This is a genomic window from Pseudomonas sp. FW507-12TSA (assembly GCF_058781435.1).
In genome coordinates this window covers 199,922-219,532 of the sequence record NZ_JBYSWT010000006.1, presented here as the reverse complement: position 1 = coordinate 219,532, position 19,611 = coordinate 199,922, and the positions used below count along the sequence as shown (strand labels likewise).

At 59.7% G+C, this 19,611-nt stretch carries 16 protein-coding genes and 1 pseudogene; 9 read left to right on the top strand and 8 right to left on the bottom strand.

The window, feature by feature from the left end; all coding sequences use genetic code 11:
* Position 1: 1 nt before the first annotated feature.
* From lpdA to AC3WK8_RS08530, 5 genes are all read left to right on the top strand, one after another.
* The gene (lpdA, locus tag AC3WK8_RS08550) at positions 2-1,393 is read left to right on the top strand and encodes a dihydrolipoyl dehydrogenase (protein ID WP_103323833.1); all 1,392 of its coding nucleotides are present in this window, start codon (positions 2-4) and stop codon (positions 1,391-1,393) included.
* A gap of 293 nt (positions 1,394-1,686) precedes the next feature.
* Positions 1,687-2,706, top strand: a complete 1,020-nt coding sequence (locus tag AC3WK8_RS08545) for a branched-chain amino acid aminotransferase (protein ID WP_022643880.1) — start codon at positions 1,687-1,689, stop codon at positions 2,704-2,706.
* A 178-nt stretch (positions 2,707-2,884) separates the two neighbouring features.
* Complete coding sequence (locus AC3WK8_RS08540) at positions 2,885-3,400, top strand: sigma-70 family RNA polymerase sigma factor (RefSeq protein ID WP_103323834.1); 516 nt, start codon at positions 2,885-2,887, stop codon at positions 3,398-3,400.
* A complete protein-coding gene (locus tag AC3WK8_RS08535; RefSeq protein WP_256592201.1) occupies positions 3,397-4,398 on the top strand; it encodes a FecR domain-containing protein in 1,002 nt (333 codons plus the stop codon). Before AC3WK8_RS08540 ends, AC3WK8_RS08535 begins: the two co-directional genes overlap by 4 nt.
* Positions 4,399-4,480: 82 nt before the next feature.
* Complete coding sequence (locus AC3WK8_RS08530) at positions 4,481-6,910, top strand: TonB-dependent siderophore receptor (protein ID WP_103323836.1); 2,430 nt, start codon at positions 4,481-4,483, stop codon at positions 6,908-6,910.
* Between the two features lie 63 nt (positions 6,911-6,973).
* Here the strand turns inward: AC3WK8_RS08530 and AC3WK8_RS08525 are convergent, their stop codons facing one another.
* The 3 genes from AC3WK8_RS08525 to AC3WK8_RS08515 are packed head-to-tail and all read right to left on the bottom strand — an operon-like array spanning position 6,974 to position 9,780.
* A complete protein-coding gene (locus AC3WK8_RS08525) occupies positions 6,974-7,660 on the bottom strand; it encodes a hypothetical protein (protein ID WP_053136061.1) in 687 nt (228 codons plus the stop codon).
* A 12-nt stretch (positions 7,661-7,672) separates the two neighbouring features.
* Positions 7,673-8,563: a TIGR03915 family putative DNA repair protein gene (locus AC3WK8_RS08520; protein WP_103323837.1), complete on the bottom strand. Its 891-nt coding sequence runs from the start codon at positions 8,561-8,563 to the stop codon at positions 7,673-7,675.
* Positions 8,560-9,780: a putative DNA modification/repair radical SAM protein gene (locus tag AC3WK8_RS08515; protein ID WP_022643873.1), complete on the bottom strand. Its 1,221-nt coding sequence runs from the start codon at positions 9,778-9,780 to the stop codon at positions 8,560-8,562. Before AC3WK8_RS08515 ends, AC3WK8_RS08520 begins: the two co-directional genes overlap by 4 nt.
* A gap of 173 nt (positions 9,781-9,953) precedes the next feature.
* Here AC3WK8_RS08515 and AC3WK8_RS08510 point away from each other — a divergent pair, with 173 nt between their 5' ends.
* Entirely contained in the window at positions 9,954-10,601 is a 648-nt protein-coding gene (locus AC3WK8_RS08510; RefSeq protein ID WP_103323838.1) for an SEL1-like repeat protein, read from the top strand.
* Between the two features lie 9 nt (positions 10,602-10,610).
* Here the strand turns inward: AC3WK8_RS08510 and AC3WK8_RS08505 are convergent, their stop codons facing one another.
* Positions 10,611-11,546: a DMT family transporter gene (locus AC3WK8_RS08505; RefSeq protein WP_103323839.1), complete on the bottom strand. Its 936-nt coding sequence runs from the start codon at positions 11,544-11,546 to the stop codon at positions 10,611-10,613.
* A gap of 226 nt (positions 11,547-11,772) precedes the next feature.
* Here AC3WK8_RS08505 and AC3WK8_RS08500 point away from each other — a divergent pair, with 226 nt between their 5' ends.
* Positions 11,773-11,955, top strand: coding sequence for a hypothetical protein (locus AC3WK8_RS08500; protein ID WP_143494544.1), 183 nt, complete (start codon positions 11,773-11,775; stop codon positions 11,953-11,955).
* A 207-nt stretch (positions 11,956-12,162) separates the two neighbouring features.
* On the opposite strand, the gene AC3WK8_RS08495 is transcribed toward AC3WK8_RS08500, so the two are convergent.
* On the bottom strand, positions 12,163-12,855 hold the full coding sequence (locus tag AC3WK8_RS08495) for a thioesterase II family protein (protein ID WP_103323840.1): 693 nt from the start codon (positions 12,853-12,855) through the stop codon (positions 12,163-12,165).
* Positions 12,856-12,919: 64 nt separating this feature from the next.
* Positions 12,920-15,955 (bottom strand): non-ribosomal peptide synthetase, encoded by a 3,036-nt coding sequence (locus AC3WK8_RS08490; protein ID WP_103323841.1) that lies wholly within the window; start codon positions 15,953-15,955, stop codon positions 12,920-12,922.
* A 523-nt stretch (positions 15,956-16,478) separates the two neighbouring features.
* Between AC3WK8_RS08490 and AC3WK8_RS08485 the strand changes: the two are divergent.
* Positions 16,479-17,289 (top strand): annotated as a pseudogene (locus AC3WK8_RS08485) (DDE-type integrase/transposase/recombinase); the annotation flags it as partial.
* Between the two features lie 169 nt (positions 17,290-17,458).
* Positions 17,459-18,256, top strand: a complete 798-nt coding sequence (locus tag AC3WK8_RS08480; protein WP_068584514.1) for an AraC family transcriptional regulator — start codon at positions 17,459-17,461, stop codon at positions 18,254-18,256.
* A 17-nt stretch (positions 18,257-18,273) separates the two neighbouring features.
* On the opposite strand, the gene AC3WK8_RS08475 is transcribed toward AC3WK8_RS08480, so the two are convergent.
* Both AC3WK8_RS08475 and AC3WK8_RS08470 read right to left on the bottom strand, forming a co-directional pair.
* The gene (locus tag AC3WK8_RS08475) at positions 18,274-18,789 is read right to left on the bottom strand and encodes a P-loop nucleotide/nucleoside kinase family protein (RefSeq protein ID WP_103323842.1); all 516 of its coding nucleotides are present in this window, start codon (positions 18,787-18,789) and stop codon (positions 18,274-18,276) included.
* 43 nt (positions 18,790-18,832) lie between these two features.
* Positions 18,833-19,582: an ArsR/SmtB family transcription factor gene (locus AC3WK8_RS08470; RefSeq protein WP_085596501.1), complete on the bottom strand. Its 750-nt coding sequence runs from the start codon at positions 19,580-19,582 to the stop codon at positions 18,833-18,835.
* Positions 19,583-19,611 lie beyond the last annotated feature (29 nt).

Below are 19,611 nucleotides of genomic sequence, written 5' to 3'. Positions count from 1 at the left end.
CATGCAACAGACTCTCAACACCCAACTGCTGATCATCGGTGGCGGCCCTGGCGGCTATGTCGCAGCGATCCGCGCCGGCCAGCTGGGGATCTCCACCATCCTGGTGGAAGGCCAGTCCCTGGGCGGCACCTGCCTGAACATCGGCTGCATCCCGTCCAAGGCGCTGATCCACGTGGCCGAACAGTTCCACCAGGCCCGCCACCACAGCCAGGGCTCGGCCCTGGGCATCGAGGTGGCGGCGCCGACCCTGAACATCGGCAAGAGCGTGGAATGGAAGGACGGCATCGTCGACCGCCTGACCACCGGGGTCGCGGCCCTGCTGAAAAAGAACAAGATCCAGGTGATCCATGGCTGGGCCCGGGTGATCGACGGCAAGACCGTGGAAATCGACGGCGCCGATACCCGTATCCAGTGCGAGCACCTGCTGCTGGCCACCGGTTCCAAGAGCGTCAACCTGCCGATGCTGCCCCTCGGCGGGCCGATCATATCCTCCACCGAGGCCCTGGCGCCCAAAGTCCTGCCCAAGCGCCTGGCCGTGGTCGGCGGTGGCTACATCGGCCTGGAGCTGGGCATCGCCTACCGCAAGCTGGGGGTGGACGTCAGCGTGGTCGAGGCCCAGGAGCGCATCCTGCCGGCCTATGACGCCGAGCTGACCCAACCGGTGCTGGAATCGGTCAAGCAACTGGGGATCAAGCTCTACCTCAAGCACAGCGTGCTGGGCTTCGATGCCGGCACCAGCAGCCTGCAGGTACGCGACCCCAACGGCGACACCCTGGACCTGGCAACCGACCAGGTGCTGGTGGCGGTGGGCCGCAAGCCCAACACCCAGGGCTGGAACCTGGAAGCGCTGAACCTGGAAATGAACGGCTCGGCAGTCAAGATCGACGCGCGCTGCCAGACCAGCATGCGCAACGTCTGGGCCATCGGCGACCTGAGCGGCGAGCCGATGCTGGCCCACCGGGCCATGGCCCAGGGCGAGATGGTGGCCGAGCTGATCGCCGGCAAGCGCCGGGAGTTCACCCCGGCGGCGATCCCGGCGGTGTGCTTCACCGACCCGGAAGTGGTGGTGGTCGGCAAGACGCCGGACGAAGCCAAGGCCGCCGGCCTGGACTGCATCGTCGCCAGCTTCCCGTTCGCCGCCAACGGCCGGGCCATGACCCTGGAATCCAAGGGTGGCTTCGTGCGCGTGGTGGCACGGCGTGACAACCACCTGGTGCTGGGTTGGCAAGCGGTAGGCGTCGGGGTTTCCGAACTGTCCACGGCTTTCGGCCAATCCCTGGAGATGGGCGCGCGCCTGGAAGACATCGGCGGCACCATCCACGCCCACCCGACCCTGGGCGAAGCGGTCCAGGAAGCCGCATTGCGGGCCCTGGGCCACGCGCTGCACATGTAACCACCAGAGCGTAGGAGCGAGGCTTGCCCGCGATAAGGCCAGCAGGCACGCCAGAAACGTCGAACCATCTGCGCCGACGCCATCGCGAGCACGCTTCGCTCCTACAAAAAAGATGCAAGGCAGGTCGCTATCCCGGGGGACGGGAGGGTTCATGAGCAGGCTAAGTTTTTTTGCTCCCCCTCCCATCGTCCGGGGTGCGGCCTGCCCCCGGAATGCAGTATTGTTGTGCCCATCCAATAAAAACGTCAGAAGCCTTGAGCCGTTCCGACGGTTGTTAAGAGATAGAGGGTGTCATGGGTAACGAAAGCATCAATTGGGACAAGCTGGGTTTTGACTACATCAAGACAGACAAGCGCTATCTGTCGTACTGGCGCAATGGCGAGTGGGACGCAGGCACCCTGACCGAAGACAACGTGCTGCACATCAGCGAGGGCTCCACCGCCCTGCACTATGGCCAGCAGTGCTTCGAGGGCCTCAAGGCCTACCGCTGCAAGGACGGTTCGATCAACCTGTTCCGTCCGGACCAGAACGCCGCTCGCATGCAGCGCAGCTGCGCTCGCTTGCTGATGCCGCAAGTACCGACCGAACAATTCATCGAAGCGTGCAAGGCCGTGGTCAAGGCCAACGAACGCTTCATCCCGCCCTACGGCACCGGCGGCGCGCTGTACCTGCGCCCGTTCGTGATCGGCGTGGGCGACAACATCGGCGTGCGCACCGCACCCGAGTTCATCTTCTCGATCTTCGCCATTCCGGTCGGTGCCTACTTCAAGGGTGGCCTGACCCCGCACAACTTCCTGATCTCCAGCTATGACCGTGCAGCGCCACAGGGCACCGGCGCGGCCAAGGTCGGTGGCAACTACGCCGCCAGCCTGATGCCCGGCTCCCAGGCCAAGAAGGCCAGCTTCGCCGACTGCATCTACCTGGACCCGCTGACCCACAGCAAGATCGAGGAAGTCGGCTCGGCCAACTTCTTCGGGATCACCCATGACGACAAGTTCGTGACTCCGAACTCGCCATCGGTACTGCCGGGGATCACCCGCCTGTCGCTGATCGAACTGGCCAAGAGCCGCCTGGGCCTGGAAGTGGTCGAGGGCGACGTGTTCATCGACAAGCTCGGCGACTTCAAGGAAGCCGGCGCCTGCGGTACCGCCGCGGTGATCACCCCGATCGGCGGCATCGAGTACCAGAACAAGCTGCACGTGTTCTACAGCGAAAAAGAAGTCGGTCCGATCACCCAGAAGCTCTACAAGGAGCTGACTGGCGTGCAGACCGGCGAAGTCGAGGCTCCGGCCGGCTGGATCGTCAAGGTCTGACCCGCCCCGCTTCACCCAAGCCCGCCCCTGCTTGCCAGCGGCGGGCTTTTTCATGGGTGGTTTGCGGGATATCGGATTCTTCCTGGCAGCCCCTCAGACTTTTCTTGCCGAGCTTGGCTAGCGATCTATATGATAAGCGTTATCATTCGCGACCTCCCTGCCCCGGTAATTGTCCGTCATGCCTGCTCCCGTCCAAGCCAGCGACCTGACCCTGCTGTATCGCCAACAGCATCAATGGCTCAAGAACTGGCTGCGCCTGCGGCTCAACTGTTCCCACAGCGCCGCAGACCTGGCCCAGGACACCTTCCTGCGCCTGCTGGCCAAGCCCGAACCGGTGCAGATCCAGGCGCCGCGCAGCTTCCTGGCCAAGGTGGCGCAGAGCGTGCTGAGCAACCACTACCGGCGTCAGAAACTGGAGCGGGCCTACCTCGAGGCCCTGCAGCACGTGCCGGCGCACGGGGTGCCGGACCTGGAGACCCAGGCCATCCTCATGCAAACCCTGATGCAGCTGGACGCCGTGCTCGAGCGCCTGGAACGCCCGGTGCGCCAGGCCTTCCTTTGGTGGCAGCTCGACGGCCTGGGCCATGAGCAGATCGCCGAACGCCTGCAAGTCTCGGTGACCACGGTCAAGCGCTACATCGTCAAGGCCGGGGCCCAGTGCATCCTTCTCGACGACAGCCTGGGCGCCTTGTGAATCAGCCGCTGAGCCGCGACACCAGCACAAACCCGCAGTCCATCGATATCGCCATGGCCGAGCAGGCCATGCAATGGCAACTGGACCTGCAGGAACCCCAGGTCAGTGCCGCCACCCTCGCCGCCTGGCAGCGCTGGCGCGAGGCTCACCCACTGCACGAGACAGCCTGGCAGCGGGCCGAAACCCTCGCCCAACGCCTGCAGCAGGTACGCAGCCAAGGCCACAGCGAGCTGGCCCGGGCCACCCTGGCACCGAACCTCGGCCGGCGTCGCGCCCTCAAGCAACTGGGCCTGCTGCTGGCCGCCGGCGCCGGTGCCTGGGCCACGCGCGATACCGCGCTGATCCAGGATTGGAGCGCCGACTACAGCACCCGGGTCGGCCAGCAGCGACGCATCACCCTGACGGACCAGACCCAGCTACAGCTCAATACCGACACCGCGATCACCCTGGCTTTCGACCGCCAGCAACGGCGTATCAGGCTGCTGCGCGGCGAACTGCTGCTGACCCTGGCACGGCAGGACTCGCTCCCGGCCCTGCTGGTGGAAACCGTCGAAGGCTGGGTCCAAGCCAGTGCGGCAAGCTTCAGTGTGCGCCAACTGGCCGGGCGCACCGAACTGGCGGTGTACCAGGGCGAGCTGACCCTGCTTCCCCGGGATGGCGGCCAGCCCCCGCAGCGCCTGGGAGCCGGCGAGCAAGCCGGTTTCAGTCGCCAGGGCTTGCTGCTGCGCCAGGCACAAGGCGCCACGCAACCGGCCTGGAGCCAGGGCATGCTGGTGGCCCAGGCCCAGCCCCTGGCGCAGTTCCTCGAAGAACTGGGGCGCTACCGCCCCGGGCACCTGGGCTGCGACCCGAGCCTCGCGCAGCTGAAAGTTTCCGGCACCTTCCCCCTGGCGGACACCGACCGCGTGCTGTCTGCCGTGGCCCAGACCCTGCACCTGGAGGTGCGCCAGTTCACTCGCTACTGGGTCACCCTCAAGCCCCGTACGGCCCTGGGCTGAAAAAAAGTTGCGCCAAGGTGGTCTGTTTTTCGCGCTGGCGAGACTTAACCCCCAGAACATTCATTTGCATGGGGAGCCACACATGTCATCGGCAGTAATGCAGCGCCGTCAGCGATCCTTTTCACTCAAGCACAACCTGGCCGGCGCCGTGGCCCAGGGCCTGGTCTGCCTCACTGGCAGCGCCGCGGCCATGGTCCTGCCCACGTGGGCCCTGGCAGCGGAACAGGTCCAGGTCGAATTCGATATCGCTCCCGGCAACCTGGCCGGCGCCCTCACCCGCTTCGGCCAGAGCGCGCATATCCTGCTGTCCTACCCGGCAAGCCTGGCCGAAGGCCGCAGCAGCCCGGGGCTCCAGGGCCGGCATGACATCGACGGCGGCCTGGCCCTCCTGCTCAGAGGCACGGGCCTGCAAGCGGTGCGCGGCGCCAATGGCGACTATTCCCTGCAGGCCCGCAGCAGCGGCGCAGGCCTGGAGCTGAGCCCGATCTCGATCTCCGGCAAGGCCCCCGGCTCCACCACCGAAGGCACCGGCGAATACACCACCTACTCCTCCAGCAGCTCGACTCGCCTGAACCTCACGCCCCGGGAAACCCCGCAGTCGATCACGGTGATGACCCGCCAGCGCATCGACGACCAGAACCTCAGCACCCTCACCGACACCCTGGAAGCCACTCCCGGCATCATCGTCACCCGCGACGGCCTGGGAGCGGAAACCGACAGCTACTGGTCCCGGGGTTTTGCGATCCAGAACTACGAGATCGACGGCGTGCCCACCAATACCCGCCTGGACAACTACTCCCAGAGCATGGCCATGTACGACCGGGTCGAGGTGGTACGCGGAGCCACTGGCCTGATCAGTGGCATGGGCAACCCGGCGGCCACCATCAACCTGATCCGCAAGCGCCCTACCCGCGAGGCCCAGGCGAGCATCACCGGCCAGGCCGGCACCTGGGACCGCTACGGTGGCGGAATCGATGTCTCCGGCCCGCTGACCGACAGTGGCAATGTGCGCGGGCGCCTGGTGACCGACTACAAGACCGAAAGCGCCTGGATCGATCGCTTCAAGCAACAGACCCAACTGCTGTACGGCATCAGCGAATTCGACCTCAGCGAGGACACCCTGCTGACCCTGGGCTTCAGCTACCAGCGCACCGACGTCGACTCGCCGCTGCGCACCGGCTTGCCCACCCGCTTCAGCAGCGGCGAGCGCACCCACTTCAAGCGCTCCACCAACACCGCCCCAGAATGGTCCTACAACGATCACCAGCAGCGCAGCTACTTTGCATCCATCGAGCAACAACTGGGCAACGGCTGGAGCGGCAAGATCGAGTACACCCACGCCGAGAACCAGTTCGACGAGCTGTTCAACTTCGCCATGGGCTCGGTGAACAAAGACGGTAGCGGGCTCAGCCAGTTGCCGGTGCGCTTCTCCGGCACACCCCGCCAGGACAACCTCGACCTGTACCTGACCGGCCCCTTCAGCCTGTTCGGCCGCGAGCACGAACTGATCAGCGGCGTGACCTTGTCCCAATACAACGAGCGCACCCCTGGCTGGGGCGGTTGGCGCTATGACTATGCCGGCTCCGCGGCCGGTGCCATCGGCAACCTCAACGGCTGGGACGGCCGATCGCCCAAGCCGGACTTCAGCGTAAGCGGCAAATCCTCGATAGATGAAGACCAGTACGCGGCCTACCTGACCTCACGCCTGAGCCTCGCCGATGACCTGAGCCTGATCCTCGGCAGCCGGGTGATCGACTGGAAACGCGACACCAGCGAGCGCCCCTATGGCGGCACCGAGAGCGAGGTCAAGCGCGAAGAAAACGGCGTGTTCATCCCCTACGCCGGGGTGGTCTACGACCTGGACGACACCTGGTCGGTGTATGCCAGCTACACCAGCATCTTCAACCCCCAGGCCTCCTGGGTGCGCAGCGAAGACAACAAGCCCCTGGACCCGATGGAGGGCAAGGGCTACGAGGTCGGCATCAAGGGCAGCCACTTCGATGGCCGCCTGAACTCCAGCCTGGCGCTGTACAAACTGCAGCAAGACAACCTGGCCATCTGGCAGCACGACGACGTCTACAGCGCCGAGCAGGACACCACCTCCAAGGGTGTGGAACTGGAGTTCAACGGCGAGCTGGCCGAAGGCTGGCAAGCGTCTGCGGGCTACACCTACTCGGTCACCACCGACGCCGACGACCAGCGGATCAACACCGGCCTGCCGCGCAACAGTTTCAAGACCTTCACCAGCTACCGCCTGCACGGTCCGCTGGACAAGCTGACCGTGGGCGGCGGGGTCAACTGGCAGAGCAAGGTCGGCAACGACCTGCACACCTTCACCCAGGGCAGCTACGCGGTCACCAACCTGATGGCCCGCTATGACATCAGCCGCAACCTCAGTGCCTCGCTCAACCTCAACAACCTGTTCGATCGCGAGTACTACAGCAACGCCGCCCTGTCCGGCAACTACGGCGCCCCGCGCAACCTGATGACCAGCTTCAAGTACAGCTTCTGACGGCGGCGCATCGCCGCGCCTCGGCGCCACCCGCCCTCTTGTCGATGAAGGCGGGTTGGCTCCTCAAGGGGCGATACCCAGCAGCGCCAGCACCTGGTGCGCCCCCTCCACTACCAGCAGCGCAGCCCGGGAGGCCATCAAGGTGTAGAGAAAACTCGCGATCAACACACACAGTTCGAACCAGATGAACATCGGCCAGTTGCTGACGCGCAACGGTCGGTCCTGCATGAGCTGCCTCACCCCATTACGCGGCTTGTGATAGACGAGCTCGAAAATCTTCATCTCGCGAAAGTTCTTGAGTATCGCGTATACCACGGCGCACCCGGTGACGGCTGCCATCCACCAGAAACCGACGACCTCCACCCCGTTCTGCCCCTGCAGCTGGACGCTGGCACTTTGTTGAAAAAAATGAATGCCCACCGCTGAAACCACGGGCATGACGACCCCGAAGTAGACCACCAACCCCAGGCTGGCCATGGCGACACCCGTGGCGAACACACTGAGGCGGATCACCCGTTCCAGGAACCCGGGAGAAAATTTCGAATAGGCCCTCTGTGTCTCGATCACCAGCAACGGAACCAGCATGGTCAGCACCCCGACCCCGATATCCACGGCCCTGAACCCGGTCTTGGGCAGCAGCAATGCCATCAGGAAGGTCACGCCCCGGCTGCCTACCCGCCACATCATCTTGGCGTCGTCGCTCACCCCCTTGGACCAGAATTCCTCGGTAATGCCCTTGCCATCATCCATTGGCTGCCTGCCTCATTGTTCAAAGCTGCGCATTGTCGCTGATGGCTCCAGCGACGCCACCTTGCTCTCCCTTCGCGGGCCGATCTGCTTGCCGCGCTGCACCGCCACCTGGCTGGCCTGCCCGTCGCGCTGCTTGCCGTGGCGGGCCTGGGCGATCAACGCGGGGATCAACGGCCCCTCCGGCAAGTGCTTCCAGAACCGCGCCGGCAAGTGACCTTGCATGACCTTGGGGTTGAGCCGCGCCGGGTTGAAGATATGGCTGTAGTAGGTCAACCACAGCTCGCCCCCGGGGTCTTCCATGCCCTGGGCCAACTGCTGCCAGGCACCGGGGCACTGGCGCTGGTGATGCAGTTGCACGCCATCGAAATACACCCCATCGCGGGGTGTGGCGATCATCCAGCGCTGGCGCCCCATGCGTCCGATGAAATGCTCGCTGGCGCTGGCCAGGATGTCGTGGGCCGGGTCGTGCCAGGCCACGAACTGCGGCTGCTCGGCCAGGATCGGACGTCCGGGCGGCACCGCGATAAAACGCACGAAGGCGTGCAAGTGATGAGCCTCGCGATCCACCTGGCGAATGCGCCGTTGCAACTCGCTGCCCAAGGGGTCGCCGCTGAGCATGGCCGTGCGGTCACCATGGCTGACCCGCCACAGCACCTCGTACAACAGGCTCCAGCGCTGCTCGCCACGATAGCTCGCCGCCCGCTGCAACAGCCCCAGCAGCGCCAGGGGAATACGTGCCTGGAATGGCCCGGGTTGCTGCGGATAGTCCTGCGGCCGGCCGAACAGGTCGGGCTCGCGAGCGCCGGACCAACTGACCTGGCTGGGGTCGATGCCATGGCTGAGCAAGCGCCGGGCCTGCTCGCGCCAGGTGTCGAACGACTCGTGGCAGTCCAGGTCGATCATCCCCACAACCCCATCTGCTGCGGTTGCGGGCGATCACGCAGTTGCTGGTAGAGCTGCGCGCTGCTGGTCTCGGCCTGGCGCGGGTGATAGTCGCTGGTGATCAGGAACGGCTTGGCCTTGCCCAGCACGCACCGCATGCGCGCCAGGTCCTCGAAGCGGATGCGCCGCTCCCGGCGCAGCTCCACCAGGCGCTGGGTGGTGCGCAGGCCGATGCCCGGGATACGCGCGATCAACGCTGGCTCGGCGCGGTTCAGGTCCAGGGGAAACAGGCTGCGGTTCTCCAGGGCCCAGGCCAGCTTGGGGTCGATGTCCAGGGCCAGGTGCCCCGGTCCCTTGAACAGTTCATTGGCGCTGAAGCCATAACCGCGCAACAGGAAGTCGGCCTGGTACAGACGGTGCTCGCGCATCAGCGGCGGCGCGGCCAGGGGCACGCTCTTCGGGCTGTTGGGGATCGGGCTGAAGGCCGAGTAGTAGACCCGGCGCAGGCGGAAGTTGCCGTACAGGGCCTCGGCGCTGTGCAAGATGGTGCTGTCATCGGTGTCGTCGGCGCCGACGATCATCTGCGTGCTCTGCCCGGCCGGGGCAAAACGCGGGGCCCGGGGCTCGTTGAGCACCGTCTGCTCGCCGGTGTGGATGGTGCGCATGGCCTGCTTGATCGAACCCAGCTGCTTCTCCGGGGCCAGGGTCTTGAGGCCCTGGTCGGTGGGCAGCTCGACATTCACGCTCAGGCGGTCGGCATAGCGCCCGGCCTGCTCGATCAACGCGGGGTCGGCATCGGGGATGGTCTTGAGGTGGATGTAGCCACGGAACTCGTGTTCCTCGCGCAAGAGCCTGGCCACTTGCACCAATTGCTCCATGGTGTAGTCCGCCGAGCGGATGATCCCGGAACTGAGGAACAGCCCGCTGACGCAGTTGCGCCGGTAGAAGTCCAGGGTCAGGCGCACCACTTCCTCGGGGGTGAAGCGGGCCCGCGGCACATCGCTGGAACGGCGGTTGACGCAATACTGGCAGTCGTAGAGGCAGAAGTTGGTCAGGAGGATCTTCAGCAACGAGACGCAGCGCCCGTCCGGCGTGTAGCTATGGCAGATGCCCATGCCGTTGGTCGAGCCCAGCCCTTCCTTGCCCTGGGAGCTGCGCTTGGGGGCGCCACTGCTGGCGCAGGAAGCGTCGTACTTGGCGGCATCGGCGAGGATGCCCAGCTTGTCGATCAGTTGCATGGTCGGACCCATATACTGTTTTTATATACAGTACAGAGTTCGCACCCGGCACTTCAAGGGGGCGTCTGACCAGCGTCACAGAAATATCCCTGGCCGCTTGGGATAAAACCCTGGCCTGGTGGGTAAAAGACCTTAAGATACGCGCGCTTATCCATGCCGCTAAAGGATTGCCCATGCGCCCCTTCTACTTTCCCTGGCTACTCGCCATGACCCTGCTGCCAGCCTGGCAGGCCCAGGCCGCACCAGCCCCTGCAACCCCGGCCGAAGCCGTGTCGACCCAGGTCCTGGCGCAACCACAATGGCAGAGCCTGGCCCGGCAATGCCCGGCGACGCTGGTGCCACGAAAGGAGGCGCCGACAGAGCCCGACCGCTGCAGCGAGCCCGGGCAGATGGAAGGCTGCCTGCAAAGCTGCAAGCGCGGCGATGGCAATGACTGCTACTGGCTGGGCATCAACGTGCAAAAGGCCAAGGGCCCGGCCATGGGTTATGAGCCGCTGTTCCAGCGGGCCTGCAGCCTGGGCGTGGTCTCCGGCTGCACCAACCGTGCGGCCGGGATGTACGTGGCCACCCCCGACGACGAATCCGTGCGCCAGTGCGTGACCAAGACCTACGCCAAGGCCTGCGAGACGAACGACCCCTGGGCCTGCACCATGTACGGTTTCAACTTGAGCCAGGGCATCGGCACCACGACAGACAACACCAAGGCCCTCAAGGTGCTGGGCAGGTCCTGCAACAAGCACGGTACCGAGGACCCGGCCTGCACCGCCGCCATCCAGCTCCAGCAGAAGATCCAGGACAAGCTCGCGGCGCCCAAGCCCTGAGGCACCGCCTCAAGAGTCCAGGGCCCGCCGCGGGCCATGGCCCAGGCGCTGGCGCAGCCATTCATAACCGCTGACCAGCACGATGCCCGCCAGCACCAGCGCGGCACCGAAGATAAATCTCGGCTCCAGGGGCTCGTGCAGCAGCCACACGCCAAAACCGATGCCGAACAGCGGCGTCATGAACGACAGCACCCCCAGGCGCGAAGCCAGGTAGCGGCGCAACAGGCCAAACCAGATCAGGAAGCTGGCGAAGGACACCACCAGCACCTGGAAACCCAGGCTGGTGATGACCAACGGGGTGAAGCGGATGGAGGTTTGCCCGGACAGCCAGGCCGCCAATCCCAGCCACACACAGGCACCCAGCAACTGGTACTGCAAGGTCCGGGTGGTGGGGCTCGAAGCCAGGCGTGAACAGCGCACCACCACCGTGGTCGCGCCCCAGGCGGCACCGCCCAGCAGGCCGAGGAAATCCCCCAGCAATGCATTGCCCCCTGCCCCTTGGGACGAAGGCCCGCTAAAGGCCACGACAATACCGGCGAACGCCACGCCGATCCCCAGCCATTGCATCGACTTGAGACGCTCGGCGGGCAGCCGCCAATGCAGGCCCAGGGCGGCGAAGATCGGCGCGGTGTAAAGGAAGATCGCCATGTGCGAAGCACTGGTATGACGCAGGCCCTCGCCCACCAGCAGGAACTCCAGGGCGAACAGCGCGCCCACCACCAGGCCGGGGCGCCAGTGGCCTTCGCGCAGCCCCAGGCGCTCGCCGCGCCAGAGCATCAGCAGCCCCACCAGCAACGCGGCGCCAGCGGAACGCAGGGCGATCTGCATGATCGGAGCAATGTCCTGGACGGTGGCCTTGAGCGCCACCTGCTGCAGGCCCCAGACGGCACAGAGGCCGACCATCAGGCTGCAAGCCGTGGCATCGAGGGGTTGGCGTACAGCCATGATGGTTCCTTGGGTGAATGAGTCAGGTGGGCTATTGTCCGCCTGACAGAATTACTAGATATAGCTCGCCTACGCCAAGTCATAGCGAGTTAAAGACAACTGCGCCGACGTCAGCGCTGGGTTAGGTGAGGATCTGGGCACGGTGAGCTAAAGGCCTGGGCTTCGAGCTGAAAGCCAGCCCCATGTGAAAGGCATCGGCCTGCAAGATAAGGTGATCCTCACCTGCATGAAAAACATTGAAAACTACCGTGTTTGCCGTGAAGGCACCGCCACGTTGAAGCTGGCCGGCAACGAGTTCGACCCGCTGGACAGCATCCCGCTGGTCTCGGTAGGCAAGGCCCGCTACTCCCAGGGCGAATCGTCGGGGGTTGTCCCATGGTTCGACACCCTGGAGAACCCGGACGCCTAAGTGCTATTTACCTATGGCCACAAGTTCGACGACTTGCGCATGTTCCACAAAGCCAAGCGCTCTGTGAAAGAGTAAGGCTCCGGCAACCGCGTCCAAACCGTTTGGGCAGGTTCGTTTCTGGCTCATCGGTTACAAGACTGCGGCCGACACTACAAGCTAGTGTCGGCTTTAGATTGCAGAGTACTGGACTAAACTTCTCGATAGATACTAGTCTTCTTGTGACAACACTGACTTTACAATGGCAGCTATCTCACAAGCATGCTGATGGATGAAGAAGTGGTTACCACTAAGCAATTTTTTATGAAAGCGAGAAGTTGTATATTCTCTCCATAAATCTATTTTTTCTGAAAACTCCTCTTCCATCCCCATTACCACATGCAGCGGAATATCAACAGGCTTAAACTCGTAGCCATCTGCACGCTCCGCCACTTCGAAATCAGCCCTGATGACAGGCTCAAAAAAGGTGAACAATTCCGAATTATGTATAACACTCTCAGGCAAACCGCCAAGTTCTAGCAATACCTGCTTGAGCTCCTGAGTCTCCAGGAAAGCAGTATTCTTGTATTTAACTAATTTGGGGCCTGCATGGCCGGTAAAAATAAGAGCTGAAGGCCTTTTTGCATAATCCTCCAGCATACGCGCAACCTTCAGGCCGAGAACGGCACCCATACTATGCCCATATAAAACAAAAGAGCTCCCACTAAGCTGAGATACGATTTGTTGAAAAACATCCTGAGCGGCGGCCTCAAAGCCTCGAATAAGCGGCTCATCTATTCTCTTGCCTCGCCCTGGCAACTCTATCGAAACAACATCAAAATCGATCAATTCAGGTTTCATGAACTGATAGGAGTAACAGTTTCCACCCGCAAAATGCAAAGTAAATACTTGTGGTTTCTTCATAAGCGCAAGATCTCAACCAAGCATAAAAACAGTGCATCGCACCGCAATGCACTGCCATTGAAAACTACTTAGGACTATGTGCAGAGATACCCATGAAATCCAAATATCTTGAAAGAAGCGCCTTATCGATTGGAGGCGTTTCTATTCCGCTGCCTTTAAGAAACTCAGTAGTATTCGTCCTATCAAAGTAGTAAGTCATCTCATAAGACTCGACCAGAGATTTCCCTGGAACAATCTCCTCGGTGAACAGGCTTAACAAACTATATAGAGGGCTATGTTCATTATCCTTCCACTTACTTAACCATTCGCGATAATGAATCGGCCGAAGTTTAATCCCGAAATATTCATTTAACTTCTCAAAAAACTCTGGCACAGATATGTCATGTACCGGTTCAGGAACGAGATGGAAAAATTTTCCTGGAGCTTCTTTGTTTTGAGAAATGTGCACAATTGCTTTTGCTACAAAGTCCACAGTCACCAGCTGATCCTTAAGGCCCATGATCATGGGGTAGGTCCCGAGAGCAACACAGCACCGGACAAAACTTCCCCACCACTGGTTCATTTCTGTGGCACCGCTGTCATTCTGGCACATGACAAATCCCAGACGAATACCAATAACAGGTAATCCTTTCTTTTTTGCCTCTTCCAGGACATTTTCCATCACCCACTTACTTCTGACATAGTTGGTATCTCGACAAACCACGGATAGATTCTGATGAATATCATCGTCTTCACACATCCAGGTTTTTCCTGTAGTCAGGTACCCCCAACTAAAAACGGCTATAGTGGAGCATGCGACTAGATACTTCAATTTTGATGTTGTCGCGAAACGAATAATTTCCTGAATCCCATTTACGTTGACCGCTTTCATTTCAGCGTAAGGTTTTACATAATTAACATTTCCGCCAGTGTGATATATAACCTGAATATTTTTCGACGTATTTAAAAAATCGGAATCGGACATACCCAGCTGTGGCCTAGTAAAATCGCCTAAAACTGGAATAATACGGTCAGTTTTCTCTTCGGGCCAAGAAAGTCGGTATTTTTTTAGGGTAAACTTTATCCTTTCAATAGCATGCTTAAAACTTTCAGCCCTAACCAAGCAATATATATTCGCAGAGGTTTTATCCAGCAACTCCAGTAACAAATGCACTCCAACGAACCCAGTAGCCCCCGTCAGGAGTACACTTTCCGGGTTAGCTAAAACATCAGGATCGATCTCCCTCGGAAATTCATAGTCTGCCGCAAGCTTGATATCACCAAGCAATGTCTTCTTAGATAATTGCATTTTCTCTTCAAACGTCAACGGACGCTTATTTTCGCGAATCTTTATTTCTTGCGCCAATTGCTCAATGCACGGATAGGTATAAAGATCAACCAATGTTATTTGGCTTCTGATAGATTCAGGCAGCGAGGTGAACACTCGAACTACGGCAACAGAATTCCCGCCAACTTCAAGAACATTGTCCTGAGCTTTAATATCATCCGTCTGCAGAACATGTTTCCATATCGCGACGAGAGTACCTTCAATATCATCCTCTGCCAGATTATCTAGCGAGAGTGCTTCTTCCTTCATTAAGGACTGGAGTGATTTTCGATCAACTTTCCCACTAACCGTCTGAGGAAAGTAATCCAAGATAAAAATCTTATCGGGAACCATGTAGACCGGAAGAGTATTTTGCAATATCTTTTTAATTTCCGACTTTATTTTAATTTCATCTTTTGAGTGATAATCCGATAGCGTAATGAAAGCAGCCAGCATTGGCTGCCCTAGTTCCTTGTTCACTGCCACAACTGCAGACTCTCGGACATTTTTTATTCTATTTATTGAGCTCTCAATCTCACCAGACTCAATGCGAAAGCCTCGAATCTTGAGTTGCGTATCATTCCTCCCTATATATTCAATATTTCCACTTGGCAATAGAGTCACAATATCGCCAGTTCTATAAAGTCGCTTGCACTCACTTCTTCCAGTTCGTGAATCCGCCACGTCGATATGTAAAAATTTTTCTTTTGTTAGCTCGGGTCTATTCAAGTAACCCTGAGCAAGTTGTGCTCCACCAATGAATAGTTCACCCGGCGAACCTATAGGCAATGCCTTGAAGTTTTCATCCAGCACATAAAATTCAACACCAGACAGAGGGCTGCCGATATTTTTAACGCTCTGCCCTGCCATATATTTATGGCAGGTAACAGCTACCGTTGTTTCTGTTGGGCCATAAAGATTATACATCTGCAGCCTACTGGCCCAATACAGGAATACGTTGTCCGCACAAGCCTCTCCGCCCACGACAATACTTTTAAGCTCGCCTATTGGCTGTCCAGTAGGGAATGTAGCAAGAATGGTCGGAGTAATCATTGGAATAGTATCAATACGATTCGATCTAATATATTCCAATAACGCTTCACCCAGTAACTTATTATCTGGATAAAGATGCAATGTCGCACCAATCAGGAGCGGCATCCATGTATCGACAAAGGAAGCATCGAATGTGTAAGAAAGAATTTGTATGGCGGTGTTTTCTGATGAAACATTGATTACCGGCTGCACATTCTCAATAAAACTAGCAATTGCGCCATGCTGAACAGCCACTCCTTTTGGAACCCCGGTACTGCCAGATGTATATATGACATACATCAAGCTTGACGAAGGTATTTCCTTCAAAAGATTGCTGCCTGACTGCTTATCAATCAACGACTTTTCTCGGTCACTATCAGGAACAATCAAAGTCCCACGAAAATCGGAAAACTTATGCTCATATGCTTTTGACGTAATCATTAGCTTCGCTTGGGTATCCTCGAGAATAAAATCAAACCTCGTGGCAGGGTATTCAGGGTCAAGAGGTAAATAGACGGCGCCGACCTTTACTATCGCCATCATAAAAACAACACGACTTATTGACTGCTCAACACATACCGCGACGATATCGCCACTCTCGACACCACGCTCGAGCAAATGTCTTGCCAACTGATTTATTTTCTCATTCAGAAGTCCATAAGTTATACTGTCCGAGCAATGAAACAATGCAGTCTTACTTGAGCGAAAACTAGCCTGGCTCTCAAACATATCGACTATAGTTATATCCCTTGCCATTTCCATATAGCGCCTCTAGCAGTCCATTTATTTAAATCAATACAACAACAAACACACTCCGAACAGGCCGTATAAACCAAAGTCAACGGCGATCAACCTTAAAAAACAAGAGCCAAACGAGAGCGCAAAGCTACTTACAGGCCATGCCGCATAGGTCTTCCTAGAAATAAAACCACAAAACCAACTATTAAAGACATTAACGAGAAACTCTATTTTTCATGCAGAGCCCAGTTAAGACAGCCAAAAACAAACTGTCAAAAAAAACACCAATACAAGTATGATTTTTTTGCTATTAAAAAAAATATAATAATTCCAATAACCCAAAGATCCCCTTCCAACCACCCCTTGAGAAAACTCCTAGAAGCATAGGAAACACGCCTGACTGTACCGTGTACCGGCCACCACGAAGACCGAACCACCAGCCCTTCTACTCACTCCTGAACTACGCAACCTCTTTCCCTGTGTAGTGCCCCAATAAAAACCAGACACCTGTTTTTAGGCGAGAATACTCGCCAGATTGAGGTGCTTGATGAGCAAGCAACGTCATTCATTTTCTGCTGAACTCAAACGCAAGGCCGTAGGGCTCGTGCTCGATCAAAGCCATAGCCATATCGAAGCCCGCCGATCGCTCAGGGTAATCAGGCCCGCATTGCGCGCCTTGAACGGGAGAAATTCATTTTAAAAATGGCTACCGCGCTTTTTGATGTCGGAAGAGTACGCGCGCGGATTGATCAGTTAAGTACTCAGGCGCCTGTGGATTGGCTTTTCTCGGTCTTCGCCATCACTTGCTCGTGTTACTGCGCCGGTTGTCTCAAACGCAGCACTCCGAACGTTGAGCGACTGCAATTGCGCAGTCGGATCAATGAACTGCTTACAAATAGTCGCAGCATCGTGCCGATGCTGCAGGAAGACGTCGAGCAAATCGGACAGTTCAAGGTGCGGTGCCTGATACAGGAACTGACCTTAATCAGTAAAGAACCGGGAGTACATGCTTACAAGCGACGATCGAGCGGCCTGATATTCCAAGCATCTTGGTGATGTACCGACACTAAAACAGTGTCTGGTGTGGCGATATAACCTATATCAGGGCACAGGTAAGATGGCATTACTTGGCGACCGTTTTAGAATTCTACGCACGCCAAGTTGTGGGTTGGGCGCTATCAAACACATCAGTCCCGGATCTGGTGATCAAGGCATTGGACATGGCTTATGAACAGCGTGGCAGTTCTCAAGGTTTGCTGTTCCACTCGGATCAAAAATTGAAATATGGCAACCGTCAGTTTCGCAAGCGGCTCTGGTGTTACCGCATGAACCGTAGCCTGAGTCGTCTTGGAAACTGTTGAGAAAATCCGCCATTGCAGCGCGTATTTCGCAGTTTGAAAACTGAATGGATGCCTAGCAAACCGAGTTTAGCAAACAGCCTTCTAACACCCCCTCCAGCGATGAATCCAGTGGGTCGTGTAGGATCGCACCTCCGCCCTTTTGCTTGTCCACCCACCGGTGCCTGCCATGCCCAAAGCCGCGCAACACCTGCACCTGCCACCGTTCAGCCAGGACCTGCCGGCGCCGGTGTTCTTTCGCACGGCCAACCTGCCCGCCCACGCCACCTACCCCCGGCATAGCCATGCCTGGGGCGAGTTCGTCTATGCCTACAGCGGGGTGATGGAGATCGAGCTGGACGACCACCACTACCTGGCGCCGCCGCAGTACGGCATCTGGTTGCCACCGAATGTCGAGCATGTGGGTTTCAACCACCAGGAGGCCTGCCACTGCTCGCTGTACCTGAGCCCGGAGCTGTGCGGCGCCCTGCCCGCGCGGCATTGTGCCCTGAGCCTCAGCCCGCTGGTGCTGGCGCTGCTGGACGACCTGCGCCAAGACCCGCCCGGCCTGCCGCAAAGCCCGGAGCAGCAGCGTTTGCTGCAAGTGTTGGTGGACAAGCTCGGCCAGGCCTCCTGCGCCGGCAGCTACCTGCCCTCCTCCGATGATCCGCTGCTGGGCCCGGTGCTGCACATGCTCAAGGCCAACCCCGGGGACCCGCGCTCCCTGGCGGAACTGGCCCATGCCGCCAATACCAGCGAGCGCACCCTGGTGCGTCGCAGCCAGAAGGAGCTGGGCATGTCGCTGCTCGAATGGCGCCAGCGGCTGAAGGTGGTCCAGGCCCTGGCCTTGCTGGAACGCGGCCAGACCGTGGAGACCATCGGCCTGGACCTGGGCTACAGCAGCGCCTCGGCCTTCATCAGCATGTTCCGGCGGATGATGGGCACCACCCCGGACGAATACCGCCGGCAGTGCATGGGCCGGGGCTGAACCCCGTCACCTGTGCTTCAGCGAGCCGGCGGCAGGAGTGCGCCAGGCAACTGCGCAAGAATCCGCTGTACCGCTTGCTCCGGCTCCAGCCGCGCAGTGTCCAGCACCAGGCGCGGTCGGTCCCAGGCCTGGTAGTCGTGGGCCAGTACCGATTGCCAGCTCGGGGGCGAAAGACCCGGGACATCCGAGCGCCGGCCCTCGACCCGGCGCCGGTGCTGGTCACGGTCGGAGCACACCACTTCGATTTCCAGCAAGTCGACCTCCAGCTTTCGCGCCAGGGCTTGCCAGGCCGCGCGGCTCTCGGCCACCGGGTTGACGCAGTCGGCCAGCACCGGGTTGCCCAGGGCCAGGTTGGCCTCGGCCAGTTGCAAGGCGATCTGATAGCCCGCACTGCCGACCTGTGCCAGGCCGGCATCACGCAGGCCCTGTTCGATGCTGTCGATCCGCAGGTAGGTGGCACCCAGGCGTGGGGCCAGGGTGCGGGCTATGGTGGTCTTGCCAGTGCCAGGCAAACCGCCGAACACGATGAGCATGGGGCGCTTCTCCTGGCTACGGGTACAGGTCGTCATGTGCCATTCAGCCACCGAGGCCTTGCAGCTCCAGGCTGGCCGAGGCCGAGAGCGGCCGGGTCGGCTGGATCAGGGCCAGGCCGAAACGCTTGCTGATGGCTCGCCCACCGGTACCGGTCAGGGCGAGGGCGCGGCTGTCCAGGTCGCGGACCAGCCATTTGCGCTGCACCAGGGCTTGCAGCAAGGCCGCGCCCAAAGCGCCGCCCAGGTGCGGACGACGCACGCTCCAGTCCAGGCAACCGCAGGCGAAACGCCGACGCAGGCCGGCCAACGCAGCGACATCGATGTCCAGCCCACGGAAAAACTCACTTCCACTGTCGCTGACCCGGTAGCCATCCCCATCCTCCAGCAGCCAACCGGCCTCGAACAAGCGGTCGTGCAACTGCACGCCCAAGGTGCCCGCCAGGTGGTCGTAGCAGGTCCGGGCGAACTGCAGACGATCCGGGGTGCGCGGGCTGAAGCGCTGCTCGCGGCCCTGGCCGATCACCATCAGCGCCTCCAGGGCCCGGGCTACCAGCGGATCGCCAAGGCCGTAGTAGCGGTGCCGGCCCTGGACCTGGACCCGCAGCAGGCCCGCGTCCTTGAGCTTGGCCAAATGCACGCTGGCCGTGGAGGTACTGACCTCGGCGATGGCCGCCAGCTCGGTGCTGGTGCGCGCATGGCCGTCCATCAAGGCGCACAGCATGCGAGTGCGGGCCGGTTCGGCGATGGCGGCCGCCACCTGGGACACGCCGCGGTCATTCTGCTCAGCATTCATATTTCGCTCCCTGACGAATCATGCCTTCG

Bases quoted from the DNA above. Each gene is read 5' to 3' on its own strand.
- AC3WK8_RS08470 (WP_085596501.1), bottom strand. From the start codon at position 19,582: ATGAATGCTGAGCAGAATGACCGCGGCGTGTCCCAGGTGGCGGCCGCC.
- AC3WK8_RS08545 (WP_022643880.1), top strand. From the start codon at position 1,687: ATGGGTAACGAAAGCATCAATTGGGACAAGCTGGGTTTTGACTACATC.
- AC3WK8_RS08530 (WP_103323836.1), top strand. From the start codon at position 4,481: ATGTCATCGGCAGTAATGCAGCGCCGTCAGCGATCCTTTTCACTCAAG.
- AC3WK8_RS08500 (WP_143494544.1), top strand. From the start codon at position 11,773: ATGAAAAACATTGAAAACTACCGTGTTTGCCGTGAAGGCACCGCCACG.
- AC3WK8_RS08540 (WP_103323834.1), top strand. From the start codon at position 2,885: ATGCCTGCTCCCGTCCAAGCCAGCGACCTGACCCTGCTGTATCGCCAA.
- AC3WK8_RS08525 (WP_053136061.1), bottom strand. From the start codon at position 7,660: ATGGATGATGGCAAGGGCATTACCGAGGAATTCTGGTCCAAGGGGGTG.
- AC3WK8_RS08520 (WP_103323837.1), bottom strand. From the start codon at position 8,563: ATGATCGACCTGGACTGCCACGAGTCGTTCGACACCTGGCGCGAGCAG.
- AC3WK8_RS08490 (WP_103323841.1), bottom strand. From the start codon at position 15,955: ATGGAAATGGCAAGGGATATAACTATAGTCGATATGTTTGAGAGCCAG.
- AC3WK8_RS08510 (WP_103323838.1), top strand. From the start codon at position 9,954: ATGCGCCCCTTCTACTTTCCCTGGCTACTCGCCATGACCCTGCTGCCA.
- AC3WK8_RS08505 (WP_103323839.1), bottom strand. From the start codon at position 11,546: ATGGCTGTACGCCAACCCCTCGATGCCACGGCTTGCAGCCTGATGGTC.
- AC3WK8_RS08495 (WP_103323840.1), bottom strand. From the start codon at position 12,855: ATGAAGAAACCACAAGTATTTACTTTGCATTTTGCGGGTGGAAACTGT.
- AC3WK8_RS08515 (WP_022643873.1), bottom strand. From the start codon at position 9,780: ATGCAACTGATCGACAAGCTGGGCATCCTCGCCGATGCCGCCAAGTAC.
- AC3WK8_RS08475 (WP_103323842.1), bottom strand. From the start codon at position 18,789: ATGCTCATCGTGTTCGGCGGTTTGCCTGGCACTGGCAAGACCACCATA.
- AC3WK8_RS08480 (WP_068584514.1), top strand. From the start codon at position 17,459: ATGCCCAAAGCCGCGCAACACCTGCACCTGCCACCGTTCAGCCAGGAC.
- lpdA (WP_103323833.1), top strand. From the start codon at position 2: ATGCAACAGACTCTCAACACCCAACTGCTGATCATCGGTGGCGGCCCT.